Here is a 25,817-nt window from a genome sequence, read left to right as displayed (position 1 = left end):
CCTTAAACGTCGGTTTGCGCCTGCAGCTAGATTATTATCAGTAAATACAAACCGCACCGACCAGCGTCGACACAGGCGATAGCGCCAGTGGACTATCGCGGCTCTCCTCAGTTATTTGTATTACAATTAGAATGTTAATGTCTTAAAGAGAGATAGTCAACACCCAATAACACCTTATTTATCCTACTTATAAAAGCTATAAAAAACAGTAAAAACCATATGCAACACTTAAAACCACCAATAAAAATAAGAAAACATTCGAAAACTCGTGTAAACCGCACGGAAAAGCGCAAAAAGTCAGAGTTCGCACCCATCAACACCCGCCTCCTCCAGATAAACAAGCTAACTGCCACTTTCACAACAGAATATATATTATAGTACAATATAATAAGCCCTAGGTTGGTTTACTAAAAAACTAAAAACAAATGTTTCTTCCCACAATAATAGTCAATATGGAGTTGCCATGATCGAGTTCGCGCCGCTGGACTACTGGGTTCTCACGTTATTTTTTGTCCTTCTAGCCGCTGTTGTCGGTTTCGCCATGCGCCAAAAAGAGCGTGATACCACCGATTACTTTTTAGCAGGGCGCAATGCCGGCTGGCTGGTAATCGGTTCATCCATCTTCGCATCTAACATCGGCTCGGAGCACTTGGTTGGCTTATCGGGTGCCGGCGCGCAAACCGGCATGGCCATGGCTCACTGGGAGCTGCAATCGTTTATTATCATCTTGCTTGGCTGGCTGTTTGTGCCCTTCTATTGGTCCAGTAAAATCTACACCATGCCGGAGTTTTTAGAGCGACGCTACGGCCCCTCATCGCGCACGTTTTTATCGGTTATCTCACTGGTGAGCTATGTACTGACGAAAGTCTCGGTCACGGTTTACGCCGGTGGCGTGGTGTTACAAACCGTATTGGGTATCGACACTCTATGGGGGTTTGACTTTTTTTGGGTGGCGGCCATTGGCTTAGTGGTGGTAACCGGCATTTACACGGTGCTTGGCGGCATGAAGGCAGTGCTCTGGACCTCGGTTATTCAAACGCCGGTGCTTATTATTGGCTCGGTGGTTATTTTGGTTACAGGGCTTGAGGCGGTGGGCGGCTTTGCCGAGCTGGAACGCATTAATGCCGAAAAGATGCACCTGATCCGTCCGGCATCTGACCCGGACTTTCCCTGGCCCGGCGTTATTTTTGGGTCATTAATTATCGGGTTTTGGTACTGGTGTACCGACCAATACATTGTGCAGCGGGTTCTGTCGGCCAAGGGGGTTAAGGCCGCGCGGCAAGGCACCATTTTGGCAGGCTACTTAAAGCTGTTACCGGTGTTTATCTTTTTGTTTCCGGGCTTGATCGCATTCGCCTTACACGAAAAAGGCATTATCAATTTAGACAGTCCCGATCAGGCGTTCGCCACGCTCGTCTCTACGCTATTGCCAGCGGGCATAAAAGGCATTGTGATCGGCGGCCTGATTGCCGCTCTTATGAGCTCGCTCGCCTCGCTGTTTAACTCCTCGGCCACTTTGTTCACCATCGATTTTTATAAGCGCTTTCGGCCCGAATCGAGCGAGCAGCAACTGGTAAAGGTGGGGCGCCTTGCAACGCTGGTTGTTGTCGCGCTGGGCATCGTCTGGATTCCGGTGATGCAACTGGTGGCCGATGTTTTGTACGAATATTTGCAACTGGTGCAATCGCTATTAGCCCCCGGCGTAGCCGTGGTGTTTTTACTTGGGGCCTTCTCAAAGCGCATCACCCCCACGGCCGGGTTTGTTGGGCTGATAGCGGGCTTTGTGTTGGGTATGTCGCGCTTGCTGTTGCAGGTATTTTCCGAGTCCATTCCAACCGGCGGCTTGCTGCATCAATTATTAACCGTTAACTGGCTGTACTACTGCATCGGCCTATTTATTGTTGTGTGCGTTATCGTACTAGGGGTGAGCTTGTTTACCAAGCCCGCGTGCGAGGCACAGCTGGCCGGCATTACCTACGGCTCCATTAGCGCCGAGCAGCGCGCCGAAATACGCGCGGGCATCTCTAAGTGGGATATTGTTCACTCGGCCATTATCGTTGCGATTACCATTGGTATTTATGTACGGTTTTGGTAGTGGCCTGTGTCCGTACGAGTAACCCATCACTCGTACGGGCGATCAAATGCATCATTAAAAACCTGGTTAAACACGGCGCCCACCACACCATCAAAAAAGGTAAAAGCGATCGACTGCCCGCTATTGCGTAAGGCAGACTGCCGCTTCAAGCAACGCGATAAGTAGTCAGGCTTTCCTGGATCATCCACCTGTGGCTGGGTGCGGATGCAATCGCCAGTATCGCTGGCAAGCTTCGCGGTCGTTGGCTGCCGCGGTGCGGCGCACCCTGTGAGCAAGACTAGCGCGCCGACCAGCAACACCAACCTTACGCGCCGCACGCCCATCACTTCTGTCACGTTGTGCATCACGCCTCCGGCCCGCTAACTTGATGGTAGTGCTCAACCACCGGGAACGGATCGTAAAAGTGATGCAGCAGCGCACGCCAGTGCTGATATTCAGCGCTTTGTCGAAACCCTTCGGTGTGATCTTCAAGGGTGTCCCACCACACCAACAACAAATAGCGGTTAGGTTGCTCAATACAATGATGTAACTGATGGCCCACGTATCCCGACATGGCGGCAATAATGATTTCTGCCTCAGAAAAGGCCCGCTCAAAGTCCACAGTTTGGTGTGGAATAACATCCAGTGTCGCTTTTTCCAAAATCATTTCAAGTCCTTTTACCGATCAACGCAAGCGCTTAAGGATACTCTTGTCCCGTGGGCCGCACCAGCCTACCGCCTACAAATCAGGGGCCCGCGGAATCACCATCAACCCGCTCGCGCGGGCGATCCCTTCACGCTGCAGCAGGTACTCGCCAACCTGTTTGGCACAACGGCTAAGTCGCCGCGCGATCACAGCATCAAGCGTTTGCAACTTATCGTCTTGCCTGCCATTGCCCACGGTATTAAAGCCGTCGTCAGCAACTGTCGCACGGCGGCCTTGATAGTACCCGATGCTGCTCCGGTGACAATCGCTTCGCAGTGTATTGTCCACGATCCAGCGTGTTTAATCGCCTGCTAATAGCTCCCACTGTCATTTATAATAAGGCGAAACAGTTATAAGCGCCTAACCTGTATCACGTGTTAGGCTTTAGGCATAAAACTAAGCGGAGATCTCTATGGGCAACCACATTCTGGCGATTGATCAAGGCACCACCAGCAGTCGTGCCATTGTTTTTTCGGCCGAGGGCCGCGCGCTGGCCAGCGCCCAAAGTGAGTTCGAGCAGCACTTTCCCAATGATGGCTGGGTGGAGCACGATGCCGAACAAATATGGCAAGTCACCGCCAAGGCCTGTCGCGACGCACTGGCCGAACTGGACGATCCAAGCAGCGTGATTGGCCTTGGCATCACCAATCAGCGCGAAACGACGGTGGTGTGGGATCGCACCACCGGCAAGCCCATTTGCCGCGCGATCGTCTGGCAAGACCGGCGCACCGCCGAAACCTGCAGAACATTAAAAGCCGAAGGTCATGAAGACACCGTACGCCAGCGCACCGGTCTGCTGCTCGACCCTTACTTTTCGGCCACTAAAATCGCCTGGATACTGGACAACGTTAAGGGCGCACGGGAGCGTGCCGAGCAGGGCGAGCTGGCGTTTGGCACTATCGATAGCTGGCTGATCTGGAACTTTACCGGCGGCAAAGTTCACGCGAGCGATGCCACCAACGCCGCCCGCACCTTACTGTTTAATATTCACCAGCAGTGCTGGGACGACGAGTTACTCGACCTGTTTAATATCCCAAAATCTATGCTACCCGAGGTGCTCGATTGCGCCGCCGAGTTTGGCACCACAACTGATGGCTTGGACGGTCTGGCACTGCCTATTGCCGGCGTCGCGGGCGATCAGCACGCCGCTATGATTGGCCAAGCTTGCTTTAGCCCCGGCATGATCAAAAGCACCTATGGCACCGGTTGTTTTGCGTTATTACACACCGGCGATAAACCTATCGCCTCCGAGCACCGATTGCTCACTACCCTCGCCTACCGCTTAAACGGTAAACCACAATACGCACTAGAGGGCTCAATTTTTATTGCCGGCGCCGCGGTACAGTGGTTGCGCGATAAGCTCGGTATTATCGAGCAGGCAGCCGAGACCGAGGCTCTAGCCGAATCATTAGACGGTAATCACGGCGTTTATTTAGTGCCAGCTTTTACCGGCTTGGGCGCGCCCCACTGGGAGCCCGATGCGCGGGCGCTAATATGCGGTATGACCCGCAACACTGGCCGGGCCGAAATAGCCCGCGCCGCATTAGAGGCGGTGTGCTACCAAACCCACGACTTGCTAGAGGCCATGACCGCCGACGCTGGCAAGCGCCCGGACACCCTGCGCGTCGACGGTGGCATGATCGCCAATAATTGGCTCATGCAGACCTTAAGCGACGTCACCGACATCTGCGCCGAGCGCCCTGAGATGATCGAGACCACCGCCTTGGGTGCCGCGCGTTTGGCCGGTTTACAACTGGGCGTCTTTAGTAGCTTAGACGACATCGCATCAAGCTGGGCGCTAGAGCGCCGCACCGAGCCGGCAATGGCCGGCGACACTCGCGAGACCATGATCAAAGGCTGGCACAAAGCAATCAAAAGAAGCTTATTGGACTGAATAGAACAAGGACGTTTTGCATGTCAGCACCCACTGCAACCTTTACCGTCGCAGCCGCCGAGCGAGAACTCGCTTACCTCGATAAGTTTTTTCGCGAGAACGATGCTGGCGCACCGACACGATTGACAGAGAAAGGCACCGCCTATTTTGATAACGCCTTACTTAAGGCAAAAAAACAACTGCAACAAGCCGGCACATGGAGCGAGTGCTGCCCTATTTATTACCGTTACCTTGAGCACTTTCGGGTTAACCACATGGGCTTACAGTTACCGGCGCATTTGCAACAAGCGACTCCAGACAGCGAATTTTCCGCCCGCGAACATACAGATGAATCACCCAGTGCCGAGGCATTATCAGAGCAAACGTTATTACTGCGCCTGCCAAGTTTTGAAGATCATTACAAAGAACCCTTAGCGCAACTACTCCACGCTCACCGTTCACTACTACAGCAGTGTAACAACTGGATCATTGATATGCGCTACAACGCCGGTGGCAGTGATCATAATTATGACAGTCTACTGCCTTGGTTAGTGGCCGACGAGACTGTCTCCATCGGCACCCAATGGCTTGCCACAGCAGACAATATAAAATGCCGTGAGTTTGTAAAAGACATGTTGCAGCGCAACGGAGGCAACGAGGAGATAGTGGCTTACTTAGAGACTGCCGTAACGCGCATGAAGCAGGCCGCGCCCGGCACCTTTGTTAACCCCGAGCCCGAAGCCGTACACTTTGAGCGCGTTACACCCGAGCCACAGCGGCCCGACCGAGTGGCAATTTTAATTGGTCCGGAATGTTACAGCTCGGGCGAACAATTTTTATTGACCGTGCGCCAAAGCTTTAGCGTTAAACTGGTTGGTCAGCCGACCGGCGGCGCACTCGATTACTCCAACCTGGCCTTTCACGAGTTGCCAGAGTCGGGCATCACGCTCTGGTACGCAATCTCCCGCAGTAATCGCCTACCGCAATACCCGGTCGACAACACTGGCGTGCTGCCAGACATCTACCTTCCCACCGATCAAGATACCTCGGACGATCAGGTTGCCAGAGTACAGCGGTGGCTGGAGGGCGGTTCCCTCGGGCCTCTCTAACGTACGTAAGCGACGATGGAGATAAAGTGGCAAAAAGATCCGGCCAGTACAAACAAATGCCAAATACCGTGGGCGTGACGCAACTTTTTTAACCCGTCAAGCACGTAAAAAATCACCCCCACTGTATAGGTGACCCCGCCGGCCAATAACCAGTAAAGCCCAGCGGCGGGAAACCCCTTAGCAAGATCCTGGTAAACCACCACGCACACCCAGCCCATGACCAAATAAATAAGTATCTGCAGCCACTTAATACGCTTTTTAGGCAAGATATCCAGCAACAACCCCGCCACGGCAAGCCCCCAAATAACCACCAGCATGATCCAGCCCGTAGTACCGCCGATGGTGACCAGCATAAAGGGTGTGTAAGTGCCCGCGATCAGCAAATAAATACACACATGATCGAGCTTGCGAAACACGGCTTTCACCTGGGGTGAGCGAAAGCTGTGATACAGCGTGGACATGGTGTAAAGCAGAACCAAGGTAACCCCAAAAACTGCGAAGCTTGCAATCAACGCGGCGTCTAGCTGTTGAATACTGATGGTTAACAGCGCACCAAAGCCCACCAGCGCCAGAACCGCCCCGACCAGGTGGGTAATGCTATTGATTCTCTCGCCGTCGTACATAGAAACTCCCAGATCGACCAAATAATAAAGCGGAAACGCTTCCGCTAGAAGTCTAGGCCATTCTATGGGTAGCTGTCACGACAAACGACGGCCTCGCGTAACCGCAAAAACGCAGAGCCTTGCGCCAAAGCTGCGCTTTCAAACGCACAAAATAAAAAAGCGCCGCGACTTGAGCCGCGACGCTTTTTTAATGCCCATCATCAGCGCTTAAGCACTACATCTTAAAAACGATACGCCAAGCTCACACGCACGTCACGACCAGGGGCTGGGTAGCCCACAATACCGGTGTAACCGGGGATGTCGGTAAAGTCTTCAACGCTACCATGATCCAGGTATTCTTTATCGAAGGCATTTTTAATAGTGAGTGTCAGGCTTAGCCCATCGACGCTCTGCGCCTGCCAGTGGGCGTAAAAGTCATGCACATCATAGCCCGGCTTATCGATGGTGGCATCAGACGAAACGACGTAAACATCGTTTAAGTCCTGCACCACTGTCGCAATCCAACCGATATCCACCGACGAGGTAACCTGATAAGAGGTGTCAATCGACAGAGTATCGCCGGTGGAGGTTCCCAGGTAGCCATACGCGTAACGGGTTAGCTGCTCACCGTTAATCTCCGCGGACGTATCCAAAAAGCTCCATTTCGAGAATAGACGCTCACCATTATAGGTAAAACCCAGCGAGTAACCATCCGACTCTAAATCACCCAGGTTTTCGTAGTGCCGCGACCAAGGCACGGCATTGCCAATAGCATCTTCGATGGTGGTGTCGTGATAACCGGCGGACAGTAAAAAGCTTCCAATTTCGTAATCCACACCAAACTCGATATTTTTAGCACGCTCTGCTTTCAAATCAGGATCATTTGTGGTGCCAAACAACTTAAAGCCATCGTTGGTTTCTACCCCGCGCAGCGCTTCGGCGTAGCCACCACTAAAGGTCAAGTCACGAGTGATATCCAGCTTAAAGCCCAAATTGGGACTAAACCCGTCTTCGGTGAATTTATGACCTTCTTTGTCCACCGCCTCAAAATCATCGAACCGGGTACCAAAGCTCAACAGTAAGCTATCGGTTACGCGATAGTTATCTTGCACAAAAAAGCCCAAAACGTTACTCGTTTCGACAAAACGCTCGGCGCCGCCACGCTCCCCGGCGGTGACTTCATCATCACGGTAATCGCTACCGTAGGTCACGCTGTGGCCGCCCAGATCACTGGTATTACTGAGGATATAGCCCTGAGTTTTGACGTCGCTCATATAGCTATCAAACGGACGATAAATCTCAAAGTCGGTTTGATAGACACTGGCGTCCAAGAACACCCAGTCACTTCCGGGCTTGTCCCACTCGTACTTTAAAGTGCTGGTGGTGCGATCAAATTCTAAAGCGCGCAATGGGTTGCGCGGCCCTTCCCCCCACTCTGGGCGCGTCAGCTTGTCTCCTTCTTCGGCAAGGTTTTCATAACTTAGGCTAACTTTATGACCGCCGTTAAAATCCCCCACCAGCTTCACAAACGCCAGCTCTTGCTCGGTGTTGGTGCCGGTCAGCTCATCGCCGTTAGCGTCTTCCATGTTGTCTTGGTCGGATGCAACGTAGCTACCAATGGCACTGAAAGTATCGTTAAGACGACCATAAACCGTAGCGCTGTTTTTCGTGCCGTCGCTATTAGAGAAGTAACCCGTTTTTAATATCGCGCCAAAATCATCAGAGCCCAACATATCTTCTGGGCTTTTGGTCTCAAACTTAATAGCCCCGCCCAGTGCACCCGGGCCACTGGTGGCGTCGCCCGCCCCCACTTGCACGCGAACCTGCTTAAGCAGTTCAGGCTCAATGGTGACGCGGCCGGTATGGTGGTAGGTAACGCCCGATTGGGTCGCACCATCGACACTGATATTCAAGGTGTCTTCACCCAAGTTACGCACAAAGATTTTTTGCGCCGCACCGACAGATCCACCCACCAACACCGACGTCACACCAGAAAAAATATCATCCAGATCATTCGCTTGCTTGCGCTCTAAATCATCGAAGTTCAATAAGCTGTCCACCGGCTCCCCAATAACCACCAGCTCTTCGACGATCTCTTGGCGATTTTCTTGAGTACTGGAATTGGAATCCGTTTGCGCCAGCGCGCTCATTGAAACCAGAGCCAAGGGAGCGAGGCAGAAAGGGCGGAGGGGGGTCGTGGGCATAAACAAGCGCTGCATGATGACGGCGTCCTTTTAGGCAATCTAAAAAAGAAGCATTATCATTATCTTCTTTACCGCTGTAAACCGTTGTTACAATTGTTACGCAGACCAACGCCAGCATCCAGCCAGAACAAATCTAAAAATCGCCCAGAGGCCAGGCAGCACAAGAGCTCGCCCCATGTTAACGGCGTTTAAACCGCCACCCCTCCCCTTTAACACTCAGCGCTACAACGCTTTTAATCTGGCAATTTTATAGACTTACGCACAAATATTGTTTTCTGGGATTGCAGCAAAACATAATAATGAGTATCGTTATCATTAAGGATGGACGGCAACCGCTGGAGGCGATATGGACCCGACCCCGCTAGAATTAAGCACCCTGGCCCGAACATTATGGGTAGGGCGTAATGACGATTTACAGGCCTCGGTTCTGGTAGAGTTTCAAACTGAAGGCTGGACGCTGACTACCTGCCCAGTAGACGCAAACACTACAGGTAACACGCTGGCAGGTCACTTACCCGATGACGGGTTCGACGTAATATTACTCGATGCCGATGCCTTAGAAACCCCATGGGAAGTGCTGGCTCTGTTGCACCAATGGCAGACCGCCCCAGTCATCGTACTCGCGCGTAACTGTAGTTTGTGTGTTAACGCGTTTCGCCGTGGCGCCGATGACTTTTTAGCCAAACCTATTAATCCATTAGAGCTATTAATGCGCTGCAGTGCATTGCTCCGGCGCACGAACACTCGTCGCACTAGCCCCCCCTCAACGCGCAACCAGAATAACGCCGCACTGACGTTGGGGCCGCTGGTGCTATACCGCCACGAGCGGCTGATCTCTTACAACAACCGCCCCATCCAGCTAACGGCAATTCAGTTTAAGCTGCTGCTGTGTATGGCCCGCAACCACAACCTCTTACTGAATAAAGCCGACTTGCACCGCTGGGTCCTGAATAAATCGTACTGTCGCGACGACCGCAGTATCGATATGCACTTAAGCCGCATCCGTAAAAAATTAGAGACGGCGGGCATGCCTCCTGATGCCATTCAAACGGTGCGCGGTCACGGCTATCAACTGTCACTACTGCCCTCGGCTATGCCGACAAACTAACCGCTATAGCATTCGGCATCATTCATACCCGCACCGAATATTAAGGACTTTACTTTGCAAATTACCTCTCGCGCCAACATCGCTTTAACATCGCCTCAGCGCACGCTCCAAAAGCTGTGTAAACACTTTAACCACAAAGTAAACGCCCACTGGCAACACGCTAGTGGCGAAGTCGATTTTGGTATTGGCGAGTGCAAGCTACAGGCAGCTGCACAACAACTGCTCGTAACATGCCACGCGCAACAACTGTCAGATCTAAACGAAATCGAGCACACTATTGAGCGCCACATCGGCCCGATGAGCGGCCAACCCAACACACCACCAGTAATTTTGTGGCACCGATGAACACCCAAGCTAAGGCGCCAAGTAATCCTGCTATCCACGCCCCGGCACTGGCAACGTTTACTCGCTACGTAGGCGCGTCCGTTATCGGCCTGCTCGCGCTTACGGGCGCCGCAATTGTCGACGGCGTGATGGTCGGCAAATGGTTGGGCGCCGATGCATTAGCTGCAGTCAACTTATTAATTCCACTGTGGATACTATTGTTTGGCCTGGTATTAATGCTTGCCATAGGCGGCAGCGTGGTTGCCAGCCGCTATCTGGGCGCGGGCCACAACACCGCTGCCAGTAAAGTATTTTGCGGTAGTTTAACCATTGCGGGGGTAGGCGGCGCAGTGCTCGCTGCCGTCATCGGCGCGCTTCACCTACCCATCATGACGTTACTCGCGGTGCCCGAATCGTTACAGACAATGATTAAGCCGTATCTACTAATCGTGCTCGCGGGCCTGGCTCCACAGTATATTGCCGTGGTTTTGTATTATTTTTTGCGCGTAGCGGGACAACCACAGCGCGCCAGTCGCGCGCTGGTGATCGGGGCTCTAGTCAACATTATTCTTGATGTTGTTTTGCTCGGCTGGCTGCACTGGGATATTCGCGCAGCAGCTCTGGCAACCTTAGTAGCCCAATTAACACAATGTGCATTGCTAGTTGGCACCTTTAAGCGCGCTCCCATGCCACTGCGCTGGGCTCCCACTGGATTAACCCCGCGCCGGCTTGCTCAGTTCTGCGCCAACGGAGTATCCGAATTCGTTAACGAAGTCTCAGCGGGCTTAATACTCCTCGTGATCCACTGGCTACTTAGCCGCCAATACGGTGTAGCGGGCGTCGCCGGTTTTGCACTTATTCACTATGCCCTACTGCTCAATATTATGCTGGCATGCGCTATAGCTGAGGTGGTGCACGTACTGGTAAGCCAAAACCGCGGTGCAGGACAGTGGCGGCGCGCAAAGATATTTTTTCGTTTTGGTATGAGCTTAGCGGTTGCGACGGGGGCGCTCTTGTGGGGTTTAAGTCACTGGAGCAGCGCGGCGTTAAGCCACTGGTTTTTTAGGGGCGACAACGCCGCCGTATACGCACAAGATTTTTGGCCAGTTATTGCCCCCGTGTTTTTGTTCACCGGGGCCAACTTAGTGTTATCGGCATGGTTCACCGGCTTGCAGCAACCCGGGCGCTCAGCATTCATCGCATTATCACGCAGCTTAGCTCTGCCGTTAGTGTTTTTATGGATATTGTACTTTTGGCAAACGGCCCACTCGTTTTTGTGGGCACTACCCCTTGCCGAGGCAGCTACGTTAGCAATGGCGCTCTTGCTCAAGGCGCAGCAATCAAGCGCGTGGCGCTTAAACACAACGCCAAAGTAAACCAGCGCACAGCGAAATGTAACAATCGTAAAAACAAATGACAATGAGAACCACTCTCATATAATCGGTCGTACATTCTCCTCAAAGGAACCGTAACGAGGAACCTGCTATGGCCGATTTTGCGCGACATCTTGCTGAATACTCCACCTTTCAAGCCTTTGTAAATTGTTACTTGCGCGAGGTTAACCCAGGGCAATGGATTAGCCCGAACGCCCCCCAAGCTCGGACATTATTTTCACCCACACTGCTCACGGGAAAATCATTACTGTTACTGCACCTACCGCGACAAGAAACTACGCTGTGGCTACTCATTAGCTATCGCTCTGATGTTGGTCGGCATCATATCGACGCCGTGTTTTCACCCCAAACGTCACTGGCAAAGCAGGGTGTTAACCAAGAAGGGTTTTGGAGCACGCTGTTGCTACTGGTTAAAGAGCTTTTTCACAGCAATAGCGAACATCACAATAACGGCTTAAAGCAACGCCAACTGGAACTTACCCACAGACTCACTGACAGTCTGCAGAACACCATTCGGTATTTAGAGGCGCGCTGGCAATCACCCTACCAATGTAGCGACGATTTTATTAGCGCCGAGCAAAGTCTCTTGCTGGGCCACTGGCTGCATCCCACCCCGAAAAGCCGTCAGGGTATTTTAGAGTGGCAACACGAAATGATGACCCCCGAACTACAGGGTAAATTTCAAATGCATTACTTTGCCGCCTCGCGCGAGCTTGTGGAGCAGCAATCACTACACACCAAAACGGCTGAAGATTTAATTATCGACGCGCTGGATGGCAATAAGGACTCACTAACGCTGGCCTACAATGAAGTGCTGGTTCCCACCCATCCATTGCAAGCACAGTGGTTGCTCACAAGATCTCATGTTAAAGAGTGGCTGGCGACCGGCACGCTACGTTACCTAGGTCCTCTAGGGCAGATGTTCTCAGCCACCTCATCTGTGCGCTCAGTGTATCACCGCCATACATCGTGGATGTATAAAGTATCCTTGCCAGTAAAAATAACCAACTCACTGCGGCAAAATAAAACACACGAGCTTCGCGCCGGCGTGCTAATGGCAGGCTTGATGAAAAACCTGAATTTTCATCAACGTTTTACACAGTTTCAACTTATTTCTGATCCCGCCTACCTAACATTGCGCCACCCAAGCGATGATGAAAGTGGCTTTGAAACCATCCTGCGCGACAACCCTTTTGGCGCACGTTCGGGTCACAACGTGTTTTGTATCGGAGCACTGGTGCAAGACACTTGGCATCCAGAACAAAAACACAGCATCTTATGCGACATTATACAGCGGCGCGCAGACCGCGAGCGCCGCTCCATCCATGCCGTTGCGCGCGATTGGTTTGATGCTTACTGGCGCTGCGCTATCGAACCTTGTATTACTCTGTTTGATGGATACGGTATCGCACTAGAGGCCCACCAACAAAATAGCCTACTGCACTTAACCGATGGTTACCCCGATATTTACTATTACCGAGACAATCAAGGCTTTTATCTTGACGAGGCTCTTAAGCCCCAACTACGACAATGGCAACCGCAACTTAGCGAAGACAGCGAACTTTTTTACTCCACCGAAAATATTATTGATCGCTTTGGCTACTACCTTTTGGTAAACCAAATATTTTCGGTTATTTATCGCCTAGGTGCCGACGGAATAGTCAGTGAGCAGGAGCTTATTGCCAACCTTCGCACCAAACTTAGCGGCTTGCTTACAACACTAACCGGCAGTGGTCGTTTGCTGATTGAGCAATGGCTAAACGAAGCACAGCTTCCCGCCAAGGCCAATCTACTGACTCGCGTGGCAGACATCGACGAACTTGAGGTAGATTTAGAGCTCGCCGCCTACACCATGATTGAAAACCCCTTGTGTGCGGCAGAGAGTCCCTCCGACACGGTTAAAGAAGCTGCCTATGTTTAACACAACGACGAATACCGAATGGAATAACTGCAATAGCGAAGCAGCTAACATCAATCAAGATGTCGCAAAGAAAACGCACCAAGACACTGCTTTGCTGAAAGCTAAAACTCACAATGAAAAGGAAACGTCGCCAGAACGAATTCTAAGGCAAGCACTAGAAGCGGCGTTATTTGAAGCGTTGATCGACTACGTCTGCGCACCTTCTGACAACCCCCTCTGGGGAACGATCTACTTTAGCTTAAACAATATTGACTACCGATGCGTAGGGCGAGTGCGCGATTTCGATCGGGTACGACTGAAAATAACAACACTCTCGCGAGTACACCCTACCGGCCAAGAAACCACCTGCGAGCAAGTTCTGAGTCAGCTACTAATCGCACTACCCGCCGAAGAAGAGCCGCGATCGCGTTTTGCGTTGGAGCTTAAAAAAACTCAATACTGGTGCGAGTGGAACAAGGCAAAGGGGATAGATGTAAATGGCAATGCCAGCCTTACAAACACTAACCGACGTGCATTATCCCATGCCGAATTAGAAATGGCGATGAGTGAGGGTCACCCTTATCACCCTTGCTTTAAAGCGCGCATTGGGTTTAACGACGAAGACCATCAACGCTACAGCCCAGAGTCACACACGGCTATTACGCCACACTGGGTTGCGGTTGTTAATACACATGTCATCTACTCGGGTCTGGCTAAGGACACCAAAGCGTTTTATCAGGTGGAGCTCGGGGATAAAAATTTTGCAACTCTACGTGCCCGTGCCCAAGCACTTGGTCTTGATCCAAACGCCGTGGCATTTGTACCGGTGCACCCGTGGCAATGGCAACAATACATAGCCGATCTCAAGCAGACATCGTCGAAGAAAATCGTCGACCTCGGCCAGGTTGGTGATGACTACTGGGCAAGCCAATCAGTACGAACGTTAATGAATCGTCATCGGCCACTAAAAGCGGATCTAAAACTACCGCTTAGCATTATCAATACCTCAGCACCAAGGCACTTACTCAGTCACGGTATTGAGTCTGGGCCCACACTCTCTCAGTGGATTGCCGACATTGTTGCAGGAGATAAGTTTTTTCAAAAGCATCCGTTAATTATTTTACGGGAATATGCCGGAATACATGTAAACGAAAGCGAGCTATTTTTAGAAGCAGATCCCGAGGTATGCCGGATCGGCGCGCTGTGGCGCGAGAGCTTAACCGTTCACCAACGCCACGATGAAGCCGCCGCACCGCTAATGGCACTGGCCCTGATCGAGCAAGATGGCAAGCCGTTTATCGATCCGTGGGTACAGCGCTACGGTCTTAGCAACTGGCTTACGCAACTACTAGACACGCTGATATTACCTGTCTGGCATTTACTTGCGCATCACGGTATTGGCCTTGAAGCGCATGGCCAAAATACACTTTTACTACACAAAGAGGGCTGGCCGGTAAGGCTCGCCGCGCGTGACTTTCACGAGAGCGTTGAGTACGTCAACAGCTTTTTAGCTCATCCAGAGTTCGCACCAAACTTCCCCAACGAGCCTCGCTACGCCCACGCCAAACCCAACCAATATTACTGGATGGAATCTGTCGACGCGCTGCGCGAGCTGGCGATGGACACATTGTTTGTGTTTCACCTATCAGAGCTTGCACTAGTATGCTGCGAGCACTATGGGTTAGCCGAAGCTAAGTTCTGGGCAATGGTAAACGCTTGCCTAGAAGCTTACCGAAGTGCAGGTTACTGCGATCCTGAAAGACTCGACGCCTTAAATTATCAATCACCCAGTATTCAAGTGGAGTCTCTACTACGCAAAAAACTCTGTCCCAACGCGCAAGAGTATCACCATCGCGTACTCAACCCACTTTCACACGCTCCATTAGCCCACTAAGAGGTGCTTCATGCTGTTTTACCTCAATGATAAACGTTACGACCAAGACGCCCTAAACGAGCGCTGGCAAACATTAGAAAGAAACGATAACGTCGCGTCAGCTCGACGCCTCGCCGTGTGTACGACAGATCATTTCGAGTGGCTGGCGATTGCGCTTTACTGTCGTAAAAATAACTTATCAGTTGCCCCCATTCATCCTGACACACCCCATTGCGCCGCTCAGAGAAAAGCCAAAGAGCTCGATTGCGATGCATTAATATGGCAAAACGCCGAGCAGATCCAGCGCTTGTGCCAAAGCGCTCTCCCGGCGGGAACGTTAATCCAATTTAGCTCGGGTACTACCGGCGCGGCGAAAAAAATCGAACGAACCTGGGCAGAAATTGACCGTGAAATTGAGCATTACAACAGCGCAATAAACTTAACATCGGATATCGTTCCAGTTGTTGCATGCGCTATTACCCACTCCTATGGTTTTATCTGCGGTTTTCTGGCTAGTCTGGCGCGCGGTGCCACACCACATATTGTCACAGGCTGGAATCCCAAATATTTATTACACACCCTACAACTATACCCAAAGCCGCTGCTGTATAGCTCACCAGTGTTTATCAAAACATTGCTCATGCTTTGGCGCAGCCCCCAGTCACTGTATGGCGTCATGACCTCCGGCGCTGTCATGCCCGAACATGACTTTGCCAACTTAACGCACAAGGTGCAGCACGTATGGCAGCAGTATGGGTGCTCAGAGGCCGGGTGCATCACCATTGCCTATCAGCCAAAAAATGCCCGAGTGATGGGTCACGCACTGGCCCATTGTCAGCTACTTGCAAGCTCAGACAGCAATGCGCCAGCCGAAGTGATTGTGCAGCAAAGTGGCCATAATATTCACACAGGTGATGCTGGTTATATTGATTCAAGCGACAATTCCTCGCTGCACTTTTGCGGACGTATCGACGACACCATTATCTACGCCGGCCTGAACGTATACCCGCAAGAGGTCGAGAGTGCTCTTATGACACATCCGGCCATATCTGAGGCCGTGGTATTTAACATGCCGGACGCCTCAGCAGGTGCGCGAGTCGCCGCCATTTACACAGCGCCATCTGCACTAAACGACACTCAACTGCGCGATTTATACCGGCAAAAACTCGCAACTCACCAGCGGCCAAGCTGGACTCAGTATGTGACAAAAATTCCACGCTTAGCGAACGGAAAAATCAGCCGCCGGCAATTAGCACAAGATTTTCTCGAAAAAAAACCTAGCACCCAACCCGACCGCCTGTCACCTCCAGACACCCTTTACGCCACTGAGGGGACACAAGTATGAATGCCGCCGCGCAACCGGATTTTTTACAACAGATTGAAGATTTACTCGCACAGCACTTACCTCTCGTTCCGCGAGACAGGCTCTCACCAGATGCCCATTTAAGTTACGATTTAAACTTTGACTCGGTGGACCTGATGCAACTTTTGGTTCTGCTGGAGACCGAGGCGGGCTATGTTATCCCCGATTACGCGCTTAATCCCGATACACTGCAAACGCTTGGGGACTTAGAGCGAATAATGACAACGCACACAGACGAGTCCGTAGGCGAGCCCGATCTCGATGTAAAAGTACACTGCGTTGTAAGCTGCTTGTGCCATCCTATTAAGCAAGCCAAGCTGGATCACCGGCCACTTTACTTTGGCGTATGGGATGCCGAAGTTTTTCTCGACGAAGCATCGAAGTTGCGTTATCACTCGGAAGAGGTCGATCACGATTTTTTCTTTGCGTGGTTTGAAAGACTGTACGGCGCAACCGTTACCGAGTGGTACGACAAAGCGTTGAGTAAATCTCACAACATTGCCAGTTTAGAGTCGCTCATGTGTCAGCGCTCCCAGTGGGAACATTTATTGGTAATGATTGATATGTATCGCCTACCTGAGCGCGAGAACCGGTTTGAGTTAGACCCATTCCCTCACTACGTCTTACTCGAGAACGGCAAACAACCCGATAAAATCTGGATGTGGGACCCAGATTTTCGCTGGGAAGGCGAACTCGACCGGCGCCGGGTACTACACGCCATCGAGTCTCCTGCAGTAGCCGGCGGTTATCTGCTGGACACCGAACACCTCCACGAGCCAAGCGCCGATGCTGTCGCCGCGTATTTTTCAGTGTGCTTTAAACCCGACAACCTATTAACCCAAACGGTTGAGCGTGTTATCAAGGCCCATCACCCGCTAACCGGATCGCAACCGCTCGCACTACTGGGGCAAGCACTGGCTGAGCTTCCGGTGCTAGCGATTCGAAAATACGCGTACGAACACGGGCTCGCCTACTTCTACCGCGCCACCGGACGCTCGATGGATGAGTTTGAAAACTGGTGCTTAGTGATTGAGGCCTTAGCAAAAGGCTACGAGAAAATTCTATACCTAGCCAATAAATGGGCAATAACACAAAAGGAGAGCGAACATAGCGCCCTCATCAACCTCATCACCGAACAACACCGGCGCGAAGACCGTATCAAAACCGCCATACAAGCCGCCGTTGACGATTGGCATACCTTACTCAAACAGCCGCTATCGCCGTCTTCACAACCGCAGGAGGTGTTGTCATGATCCACTTATCCTTGTGTACCATTAGTTTTCGCCATCATTTAGTGTCTATGCCCGAACTTGCCACCTTTGCCGCGCGCGCTGGATTGGACGGTATTGAACTGTGGGCCGCCCATGCACGCAGCCTGCGTAATCAGCCAGCATTAAGCGGTCGCTGGCTAAAAGCGATGGGCTTACAAGTATCCATGCTCAGTGATTATCTTCCCTTTAGCGGACCCGCCAAAGATGGGCAAACAACGTTAACCCAGCTATGCGAAATGGCGAACCACTGGGACGCCCAAAAACTGCGTACCTTCGCCGGCCAAAAAGCCAGTGCCGATACCAGTGCTTTAGAGCTACAGGCGTTAGTCTCTCGCCTAAAAGATTACTGTACCCAAGCGCATGAAAGTGGCTGCAATTTACTTATTGAGACTCACCCCAATACTCAAGCGGACTCTATTCAGGCTACGTTAGATTTAATTAATGCGGTCGATCACCCGGCCCTAAAAGTAAATTTAGATGTTTTGCATATATGGGAGGCACATGAAGACCCCATCAAAGCTTGGCATTTAATGGCGCCTTATATTCATCATTTGCACTTTAAGAATATCAGTAAGCGACAGCACCTTGCCGCGTTCGCCCCAGCCAACGTTTACTCAGCGGCCGGCAGTCGGGAAGGGATGGTTCCTCTATTTGAGGGCGCTTACGACTTCGCCACTTTTATCCAAACGCTACCGCAAGATCGAGTCCACAGTGCATCACTTGAGTGGTTCGGTCATAACCCTCAAGCCATTATTGCCGAAGACTGCCACCAAATTCGTCGCGTGCAAACAGGGCGTCTATGCGAAGCTTAACGGATAACACGGCAAATAACCCAGCGCCGCGCATTCAAGCCATCGATACTCTTCGAGGTATCGCGGTTTTAGGTATTTTACTGTTAAACATTATCAGTTTTAGCTTGCCTCGCGCCTATATGGACCCAAGTGTCTACGGCGGCCACCAGGGGTGGGACTTAGCAGCTTTTGGTATTACTCATTTGTTTTTTGAAGGCACTATGCGCGGCCTGTTCTCATTACTATTTGGTGCCAGTGTATTACTGTTGACCGGTTACTGGAGCCAAGCACGTACGCAAAAAGACACGGCAGATTTGTACTACCGGCGTATGATTTGGCTATTTTTATTCGGCGTTATTCACGCTTGGGGCTTTCTGTGGTTTGGCGATGTCCTTTATTGGTACGCATTGGCCGGCATGTTTTTATACCCACTGCGCCTTTTGCGGGTGCGCTGGCTGGTAATACTCGGCGTGCTGTTATTAGCGACACTGATTCCCCGCAGCGTTATTAAAGTCTCCGATGCGGTAACCACTCAGCGAGAAGCTCAAGCGGCTGAGTGGAAATTAGACCAGAGACAAGAGCTAAGTCAACACGAGCAAGGCGCGCTCGATCACTGGGCCGACATCCAGCGCTGGCGCAAACCCAACAGCACTGAGGTACAAAGGCAAATTGATGCCTTGCGCGGCGATTACCTTTCTGCTTTTTATGAGCTAAAACCCACGATCATCGCCTACCAATCGACCATTTTGTATCGTGGTGGCTTCTTCGATGCGCTGGGCATGATGTTGCTCGGGATGGCGCTTTTTAAAGCCGGCGTGCTAACTGGAGAGCGCTCACAGCGCTTTTACGCACGACTCGCAGCCGGCGGCATCGGGCTTGGACTTAGCATAAACGTGCTTGAGCTAGCCGCACTGATTCGTCACGAGTTCAGTATCGTTGCCGTCTTGAAATGGGGATTCCTCGGCCTGTACTACGATCTCGGCCGAGTGCCACTTACTCTGGGTTATGTCGGACTCGCACTTTGGGTTTATCAGCAAGGGTGGCTTCAGAAAACCCAAGGTTACTTAGCCTCTTGCGGCAAAATGGCACTCACGCTGTACGTGAGCCAGTCAATTATTTGTGCATTTATATTTTATGGTTTTGGCCTTGGCTGGTATGGTCAGCTATCGCGCGTCGAAGTCTACAGCGTCGTTTTACTCATTTGGGCCCTACAATTAATCGGTAGCCAATGGTGGCTACGCTACTACCGCTTTGGTCCACTGGAGTGGCTTTGGCGCTCTTTGGTGTACTGGCAGCGCCAGCCAATGCGCAGGCGTCTTGTATCAGCGCTGGGAGCAACCTCTTGAGTCCACCTTAAAAATGCCGCACTCGCCGCTTAGCGTTATTCGGTGTAATCGTCTGGTTTTGCCGTCAGCCCCATTACGCTTCTTTACCCAAACAATGGCATCTAAAACATCATTCTTCACGTACATAAGGGGATACTAGAACAGGCAGCCGGTGTACCGCTGCAGTCTTTCAGGAGACACCCCAATATGTTTAACAATGCTCTTAAACGGCAAGTGAGCGAGCTACAACACAGTGCGAACGCGGCCAACGCTATTGTTAGCTCAATCAGAGATCATATGGCCTACATCGAGTTTTCACCCCAGGGTACAGTACTCGATGCTAACGAGCTCTTTTTAAACACGACCGGTTATGCCTTAAGCGGTATCGTCGGCAAGCACCACCGTCTTTTCTGTAGCTCGAGCTATGCCGACAGCCGCGAGTACCAAGACTTTTGGCGAGACTTAGCGGCAGGAAAAAGCATCAGTGGTACTTTCGCTCGCGTCACAGCAAGCGGCGAGCAAATATGGTTGGAGGCCACTTACTTTCCGATCTCTCGCGATGGTCAGATTCACAAAATCGCAAAAATAGCCACTGACGTCACCCGAGAACACTTACGATTAAATGCTCAGGCCGATATTACCACGGCCTTAAACCGCTCTATGGCGGTCATAGAATTTAGCCCAGATGGCACCATCCTTACCGCCAACGATAATTTTTTACGTACCGTCGGCTACCGTTTAGAAGACATACAAGGCAAACACCACAAAATATTTTGCACCAAAGACTTCTACCACGAGCAGCCTAATTTTTGGCGCGAGCTATCCCAAGGCGGCTTCAAATCGGGCCGGTTTGAGCGCCGCAGCGCCTCGGGCAACACACTGTGGCTAGAGGCCACCTACAACCCCATTATGGACGACAAGGGTAACGTTTATAAGGTGGTTAAGTTTGCCGCCGACATCAGTGCCCGGGTTGAGCACGCCAAACAAGTGTCGGCCGCCGCTCACGTCGCACATGATTCAGCTCTGCAAACCGCTGACACAGCCGTTAAAGGCACTAAAATGCTCGAGCAAGCGGTGAATAACTTTGCCTCCATCAATCAGCATGTAGAAGACGCGGTGACGTTAATAGATAAGCTCAACGAGCAGTCGTCGCACATTACCGCTATCGTCTCGACCATTAGTGGTATCGCCGAGCAAACCAACCTACTTGCGCTAAATGCCGCCATTGAGGCGGCCCGCGCGGGGGACTCCGGCCGGGGCTTTGCGGTGGTCGCCGATGAGGTAAGGCAACTGGCCGCGCGCACATCGCAATCAACCCAGGAAATCGCACAAGTCGTAAAACAAAATCAAGGGCTAACGCAAACCATTACCACCCAGATAAACTCAGTGTCGCACTCTGTTGGCGAGGGAAGCGCGCTCAATGTGCAGGTCGCGGAGGTTATCCACGACATTAATGTTAGCGCAAAAAAGGTATCGCACACGGTAGCAAGTTTATCGCTAAACGAGGATTAACACCGCACGCGAGAAAATTAGGCTCGCGTAGAAATTTGTCCCACCCTTATTTTTATTGGCTTTAAAGAACAACGTCGCGTGCTGGTCGATGCGAAACCCCATCGACCAGCACGCACAAACGCCTCTCATTGTAAACCTACGGGTTACTATCTAGAAAAAATCAGATAATTAAAATCGTAGTAAAAAATAATCTTGTCATTCCCATCGGTCACAGCTCGAAAACGATTTCATGCTGCGAAAACGTTTTCATGGCCCGACGTCACCAATCGCTATAGACACTCTAAAAACCCTGCTATTAAATCTCGTCATCGTTCTCATTACGCATTAAGCACAATAACAACATTGGTTGAACGGCTCATGTAATTCGTCATAACCATTGCGATTTAAGATCGTTGCGCAGAACCCCCAATAAACGCCGAGCCGGTTCAGTATTAAACACAGCATATTTCAAGTCGCACCGACACAGCGAGTCGTACCGGAGTGTCGAACGGCACGGATGGCCACCATCGAAAAGCAAGTCACTCAGCGCGGCGTAACGTTGCTTATGAGTGTAAAACGACTGCTTTTTTGAAAGTTAGAGCACATATAAAGCTAATAAGAGAGGCTAGATAATGACGACATTTAAACCAAAATGGTTACACCCACTCAGTAAAGCCGGGCTAGTGGCCGGGGTACTAAGCATTCCGTGTATGGTATCGGTACAGGCACTGGCGCAAACCAATTTAGCGCAAGGCAAAAACATCAGCGCCACCAGCATCAACGACGTGTACGGCGCCGCTAATGCTAATGATGGCAACAGCAACAGTTACTGGGAGAGTCAGAACAGCGCTTTTCCACAAAATCTAACGGTCGACTTAGGAAGCAGCAATACGGTTGAACAAATCGTTCTAAAACTACCGGACTTTTGGGGCAGCCGCACGCAAAGTATGGCAGTGTTGGCCAGTAGTGACGGCAGCAACTTCACGCCCGTAGCAAGTAACAGCGATTACCTGTTTGATCCCGCTAACTTAAATCACGTCAGCATTGACTTTCCCGATACTGATGCACGCTTTATTCGCTTGCAAGTGACCGGCAACAGCGAGTGGCCCGCGGCGCAAGTCTCAGAGTTTGAAGTTTTTGGTTCAGTCACCAGTACCGAACCACGCAGCGCCTTCAGCCGCATAGAGGCTGAATCGTTTGACAATATGAGCGGCGTGCAGACTGAAGGGACTAGCGACACTGGTGGCGGCGCCAACGTCGGCTGGATTGATAACGGCGACTGGCTGATGTTTGAAGACGTTGACTTTGGCACTGGCGCCTACCAGGTGAGCGCCCGCCTTGCCAGCGATCACTCAGGCGGCACCATGGCGCTGCACTTAGACAGTCCGACGGGCGAGCTGATCGGCTCCATCAATGCCAGCTACACCGGTGGCTGGCAAAACTGGGTAACCGAAACTGCCAACATTTACGCCGAGGGCGTTCACGACTTATACCTAGTGTTTAACGGTTCAGACGCAGGCGGCCTATTTAACATCAACTGGCTAGAGTTTGATTCAGGCTCCGACGTAAGTTTGCCAACAACGCCACAAGGGTTAAGTGTTGGTGCCGTTACCAGCTCATCGGTCAGCCTGAGCTGGAACAGCTCGGCCAATGCCGACGGTTACGATATTTTGCGCGGCGGCAGTGTGATTGCATCGACCAGCGATACTTATTACCAAGACACCAACCTGAGCGCTAACACCAGCTACGATTACCAGGTACGCGCCTACAACAACGATGGCACCTCGGCGGCCAGCGTAAGCGTTAGCACCACAACCAGCGACACCGGAACCACGCCCACAGGCAGTAATGTTGCCGACGGCAAGCCCGTTAGCGCCTCATCAGCGGATGCCTATCACACAGATGCCAACGCAGTGGACGGCAACCAAAGCACCTACTGGGAAAGCGCCAGCAATAGTTTTCCGCAGCAGTTAACCGTGGATCTTGGCAGCACCCATTACGTTAACCAAGTCACTCTAAAACTACCCGACGATGCCGCGTGGGAAACCCGCACGCAAACGGTCACGGTACTGGGCAGTGACGACGGCACTAATTTTACGAACATTGCCGGTCAAACGGGGGCGACTTTTAACCCGACCTCAAACAACACCGCTACCATTAGCTTTAACGAGACCACCGCACGTTATGTACGACTGCAGGTAACGGCCAACACCGGATGGCCGGCGGCGCAAATCTCTGAGTTTGAAGTTAATGGCTACCCTGACCCAGTTCCGCCTAGCACACCGGGCAACCTAAATGTGACCGGTGAATCGTCTACCGCTATATTCTTAAGTTGGGAGGCTTCAAGCCAAGCCGATGGTTACGAGTTATTGCGCGATGGTGCGGTGGTCGCGGACATAACTTCCACGTTTTACCAAGACACCGAGCTAACTCCGGAAACCAGCTACAGCTACAGCGTGCGCGCTTACAACGAGTTTGGTGCATCCAACACCAGCGGTACTATTACCGCCACAACACTTGAGGAAGGCAGTGATACTAACCCCGATCACCCAGAGCCTAACGATGAGCACGGCGCTAATATGCCGTACGATCGCTACGATACCCAAAGTGCTAACTACGGTGGCGGGGCCATTTTAAAAACCGCGCCCATGTTCGATCAGCTAAAAACCGCCTCCGAGGCATCGGGCCAAGCGTATATCGCGCTGCCTAGCAGTGGCTCTTACGCCGAGTGGACAATACGCAACGACGAAGGCGGCGCGGGCGTTACCATGCGCTTTACCATGCCCGACTCAAGCGACGGTATGGGGCTAGATGGCTCACTGGACGTTTACGTTAATGGCACTAAAGCGCAAACTGTGCCGTTAACTTCCTACTATAACTACCAGTACTTTGCCGTGGGTGGTGGTCACCCCTCAGATGCCCCCGGCGGCGGCAACCCGCTGTTCCGCTTTGACGAAACTCACTGGAAGCTGGCGACGCCGCTGCAAGCGGGCGATGTGATTCGCATCGAGAAATCCAACAGCGACAATCTCGAATACGGCGTCGACTTTTTAGAGATAGAAAGTGTGCCCTCGCCTATTTCTCGCCCGGGCAACGCCATCGCCGTTACCGACTTTGGCGCAATAGCCAACGACGGCATGGATGATTTAGCAGCGTTTAACCAAGCCGTGGATGCCGCGGTTGCCAACGGTCAGCCACTGTACATTCCACCGGGCACCTTCGACTTAGGCAACATGTGGGTGATTGGCGATGTCGGCAACGAAATTGACGACCTAACCATTATGGGTTCGGGCATCTGGCACACCAACATCCAGTTTACCAACCCCAACAAAGCCTCCGGCGGTGTTTCGTTCCGGGTGGTGGGTCAGCTGGACTTCAGCCATGTGTACATGAACTCGATGCTGCGCTCGCGCTACAACCAACAGGCCATCTACAAAGCCTTTATGGATAACATGGGCACCGACTCACGTATCCACAATGTGTGGGTCGAGCATTTTGAGTGTGGCTTTTGGGTGGGGGATTACGCCCATACGCCGGCTATTATTGCCGACAACCTGCTGATTGAACACAGCCGTATTCGCAACAATCTGGCCGACGGCGTTAACTTTGCTCAAGGCACCAGTAACTCCACGGTGCGCAACAGCAGCGTGCGCAACAACGGTGACGATGGCCTGGCCGTATGGACCAGTAACGTCAATGGTGCACCGGCCGGTGTCAACAACACCTTTACCCACAACACCATCGAGTTTAACTGGCGCGCCGCCGGCATCGCCTTCTTTGGCGGTGGCGGACACGAAGCCACCTACAACTTGATTGTCGATGGCGTGGGCGCTTCGGGCTTTAGGATGAACACGATTTTTCCGGGTTATCACTTTCAAAATAACAACGGCATCGTATTCTCTGACAGCACAATTATCCGCAGTGGTACCAGCTTGGATACCTGGGGTGGCGAGCGCGGTGCGATTGACCTAGAAGCCTCGGTTGATCCGATTCGCAACCTAACCGTATCCAATATTGATATCTACGACACCCAACGCGACGCCATTCAAATGGGTTACGGCGGCGGTTTTGAAAACGTCGTGTTTAACGATATCACCATCGACGGTACCGGCCTTGACGGCGAGGTTGACTCTCGGTTCTCGGGTAAACACTTAGGGGCGGCGATTTACACCTACACAGGTAACGGTAGCGCCACCTTTAACAATCTAAGCACCAGCAATGTGGCTTACCCAGACACCAACTTTATCCAGCAAGGGTTTGATCTGAACATTCAGTAAAACCTATTCACCAGAGTCGCCCTCGGGCGGCTCTGGATGTTACCCGACAATATAACGTCTCTCCTTACTGCTCCGGCGCTTTATGGTTCGCCATCACTCTTTTTTTGCCAGTCGCGCCCAAAACCGGAGAGC

The 25,817-nt window shown here is 51.8% G+C and carries 19 protein-coding genes; 14 read left to right on the top strand and 5 right to left on the bottom strand.

The window, feature by feature from the left end:
* Positions 1 to 463: 463 nt before the first annotated feature.
* Positions 464 to 2,095 carry a sodium:solute symporter gene (locus AACY82_RS05530; RefSeq protein ID WP_339615789.1) on the top strand — a complete coding sequence of 544 codons (1,632 nt, stop codon included), beginning with the start codon at positions 464 to 466 and terminating at the stop codon, positions 2,093 to 2,095.
* A gap of 26 nt (positions 2,096 to 2,121) precedes the next feature.
* Here AACY82_RS05530 and AACY82_RS05525 read toward each other — a convergent pair whose 3' ends face one another.
* From AACY82_RS05525 to AACY82_RS05515, 3 genes are all read right to left on the bottom strand, one after another.
* Positions 2,122 to 2,439: a hypothetical protein gene (locus AACY82_RS05525; RefSeq protein ID WP_339615788.1), complete on the bottom strand. Its 318-nt coding sequence runs from the start codon at positions 2,437 to 2,439 to the stop codon at positions 2,122 to 2,124.
* Entirely contained in the window at positions 2,439 to 2,741 is a 303-nt protein-coding gene (locus tag AACY82_RS05520) for an antibiotic biosynthesis monooxygenase (protein ID WP_339615787.1), read from the bottom strand. The genes AACY82_RS05525 and AACY82_RS05520 overlap by 1 nt, the downstream gene beginning before the upstream one ends.
* 72 nt (positions 2,742 to 2,813) lie before the next feature.
* On the bottom strand, positions 2,814 to 3,068 hold the full coding sequence (locus AACY82_RS05515; RefSeq protein WP_339615786.1) for a hypothetical protein: 255 nt from the start codon (positions 3,066 to 3,068) through the stop codon (positions 2,814 to 2,816).
* 124 nt (positions 3,069 to 3,192) lie between these two features.
* Here AACY82_RS05515 and glpK point away from each other — a divergent pair, with 124 nt between their 5' ends.
* On the top strand, positions 3,193 to 4,674 hold the full coding sequence (gene glpK, locus AACY82_RS05510; RefSeq protein WP_339615785.1) for a glycerol kinase GlpK: 1,482 nt from the start codon (positions 3,193 to 3,195) through the stop codon (positions 4,672 to 4,674).
* Between the two features lie 20 nt (positions 4,675 to 4,694).
* A complete protein-coding gene (locus AACY82_RS05505; RefSeq protein WP_339615784.1) occupies positions 4,695 to 5,762 on the top strand; it encodes a S41 family peptidase in 1,068 nt (355 codons plus the stop codon).
* Here the strand turns inward: AACY82_RS05505 and AACY82_RS05500 are convergent.
* Entirely contained in the window at positions 5,759 to 6,385 is a 627-nt protein-coding gene (locus AACY82_RS05500) for a hemolysin III family protein (protein ID WP_339615783.1), read from the bottom strand. The genes AACY82_RS05505 and AACY82_RS05500 overlap by 4 nt on opposite strands.
* A 221-nt stretch (positions 6,386 to 6,606) precedes the next feature.
* Complete coding sequence (locus AACY82_RS05495) at positions 6,607 to 8,583, bottom strand: TonB-dependent receptor (protein WP_339615782.1); 1,977 nt, start codon at positions 8,581 to 8,583, stop codon at positions 6,607 to 6,609.
* A 331-nt stretch (positions 8,584 to 8,914) separates the two neighbouring features.
* Between AACY82_RS05495 and AACY82_RS05490 the strand changes: the two genes are divergently transcribed.
* The 11 genes from AACY82_RS05490 (at position 8,915) to AACY82_RS05440 (ending at position 25,685) form a co-directional block, all read left to right on the top strand.
* A complete protein-coding gene (locus tag AACY82_RS05490) occupies positions 8,915 to 9,676 on the top strand; it encodes a response regulator transcription factor (protein ID WP_339615781.1) in 762 nt (253 codons plus the stop codon).
* A 54-nt stretch (positions 9,677 to 9,730) separates the two neighbouring features.
* Positions 9,731 to 10,021 (top strand): DUF2218 domain-containing protein, encoded by a 291-nt coding sequence (locus AACY82_RS05485; RefSeq protein ID WP_339615780.1) that lies wholly within the window; start codon positions 9,731 to 9,733, stop codon positions 10,019 to 10,021.
* Positions 10,018 to 11,376 carry an MATE family efflux transporter gene (locus AACY82_RS05480; protein WP_339615779.1) on the top strand — a complete coding sequence of 453 codons (1,359 nt, stop codon included), beginning with the start codon at positions 10,018 to 10,020 and terminating at the stop codon, positions 11,374 to 11,376. Before AACY82_RS05485 ends, AACY82_RS05480 begins: the two co-directional genes overlap by 4 nt.
* 109 nt (positions 11,377 to 11,485) lie before the next feature.
* A complete protein-coding gene (locus AACY82_RS05475; protein WP_339615778.1) occupies positions 11,486 to 13,315 on the top strand; it encodes an IucA/IucC family protein in 1,830 nt (609 codons plus the stop codon).
* Entirely contained in the window at positions 13,308 to 15,188 is a 1,881-nt protein-coding gene (locus AACY82_RS05470; RefSeq protein WP_339615777.1) for an IucA/IucC family protein, read from the top strand. Before AACY82_RS05475 ends, AACY82_RS05470 begins: the two co-directional genes overlap by 8 nt.
* A gap of 10 nt (positions 15,189 to 15,198) precedes the next feature.
* Positions 15,199 to 16,512: an AMP-binding protein gene (locus tag AACY82_RS05465; RefSeq protein ID WP_339615776.1), complete on the top strand. Its 1,314-nt coding sequence runs from the start codon at positions 15,199 to 15,201 to the stop codon at positions 16,510 to 16,512.
* Entirely contained in the window at positions 16,509 to 17,783 is a 1,275-nt protein-coding gene (locus AACY82_RS05460) for a DUF6005 family protein (protein ID WP_339615775.1), read from the top strand. The genes AACY82_RS05465 and AACY82_RS05460 overlap by 4 nt, the downstream gene beginning before the upstream one ends.
* Positions 17,780 to 18,613 (top strand): TIM barrel protein, encoded by an 834-nt coding sequence (locus AACY82_RS05455; RefSeq protein ID WP_339615774.1) that lies wholly within the window; start codon positions 17,780 to 17,782, stop codon positions 18,611 to 18,613. The genes AACY82_RS05460 and AACY82_RS05455 overlap by 4 nt, the downstream gene beginning before the upstream one ends.
* The gene (locus AACY82_RS05450; RefSeq protein ID WP_339615773.1) at positions 18,601 to 19,938 is read left to right on the top strand and encodes a DUF418 domain-containing protein; all 1,338 of its coding nucleotides are present in this window, start codon (positions 18,601 to 18,603) and stop codon (positions 19,936 to 19,938) included. Before AACY82_RS05455 ends, AACY82_RS05450 begins: the two co-directional genes overlap by 13 nt.
* Positions 19,939 to 20,124: 186 nt before the next feature.
* On the top strand, positions 20,125 to 21,429 hold the full coding sequence (locus AACY82_RS05445; protein ID WP_339615772.1) for a PAS domain-containing methyl-accepting chemotaxis protein: 1,305 nt from the start codon (positions 20,125 to 20,127) through the stop codon (positions 21,427 to 21,429).
* Positions 21,430 to 22,040: 611 nt separating this feature from the next.
* Complete coding sequence (locus AACY82_RS05440; protein WP_339615771.1) at positions 22,041 to 25,685, top strand: discoidin domain-containing protein; 3,645 nt, start codon at positions 22,041 to 22,043, stop codon at positions 25,683 to 25,685.
* Positions 25,686 to 25,817 lie beyond the last annotated feature (132 nt).

This window comes from uncultured Gilvimarinus sp. (genome assembly GCF_963972205.1).
Lineage (GTDB): Bacteria > Pseudomonadota > Gammaproteobacteria > Pseudomonadales > Cellvibrionaceae > Gilvimarinus > Gilvimarinus japonicus.
Note: the sequence above shows the minus strand (reverse complement) of the source record. Positions and strands in the feature narration are given on the sequence as shown.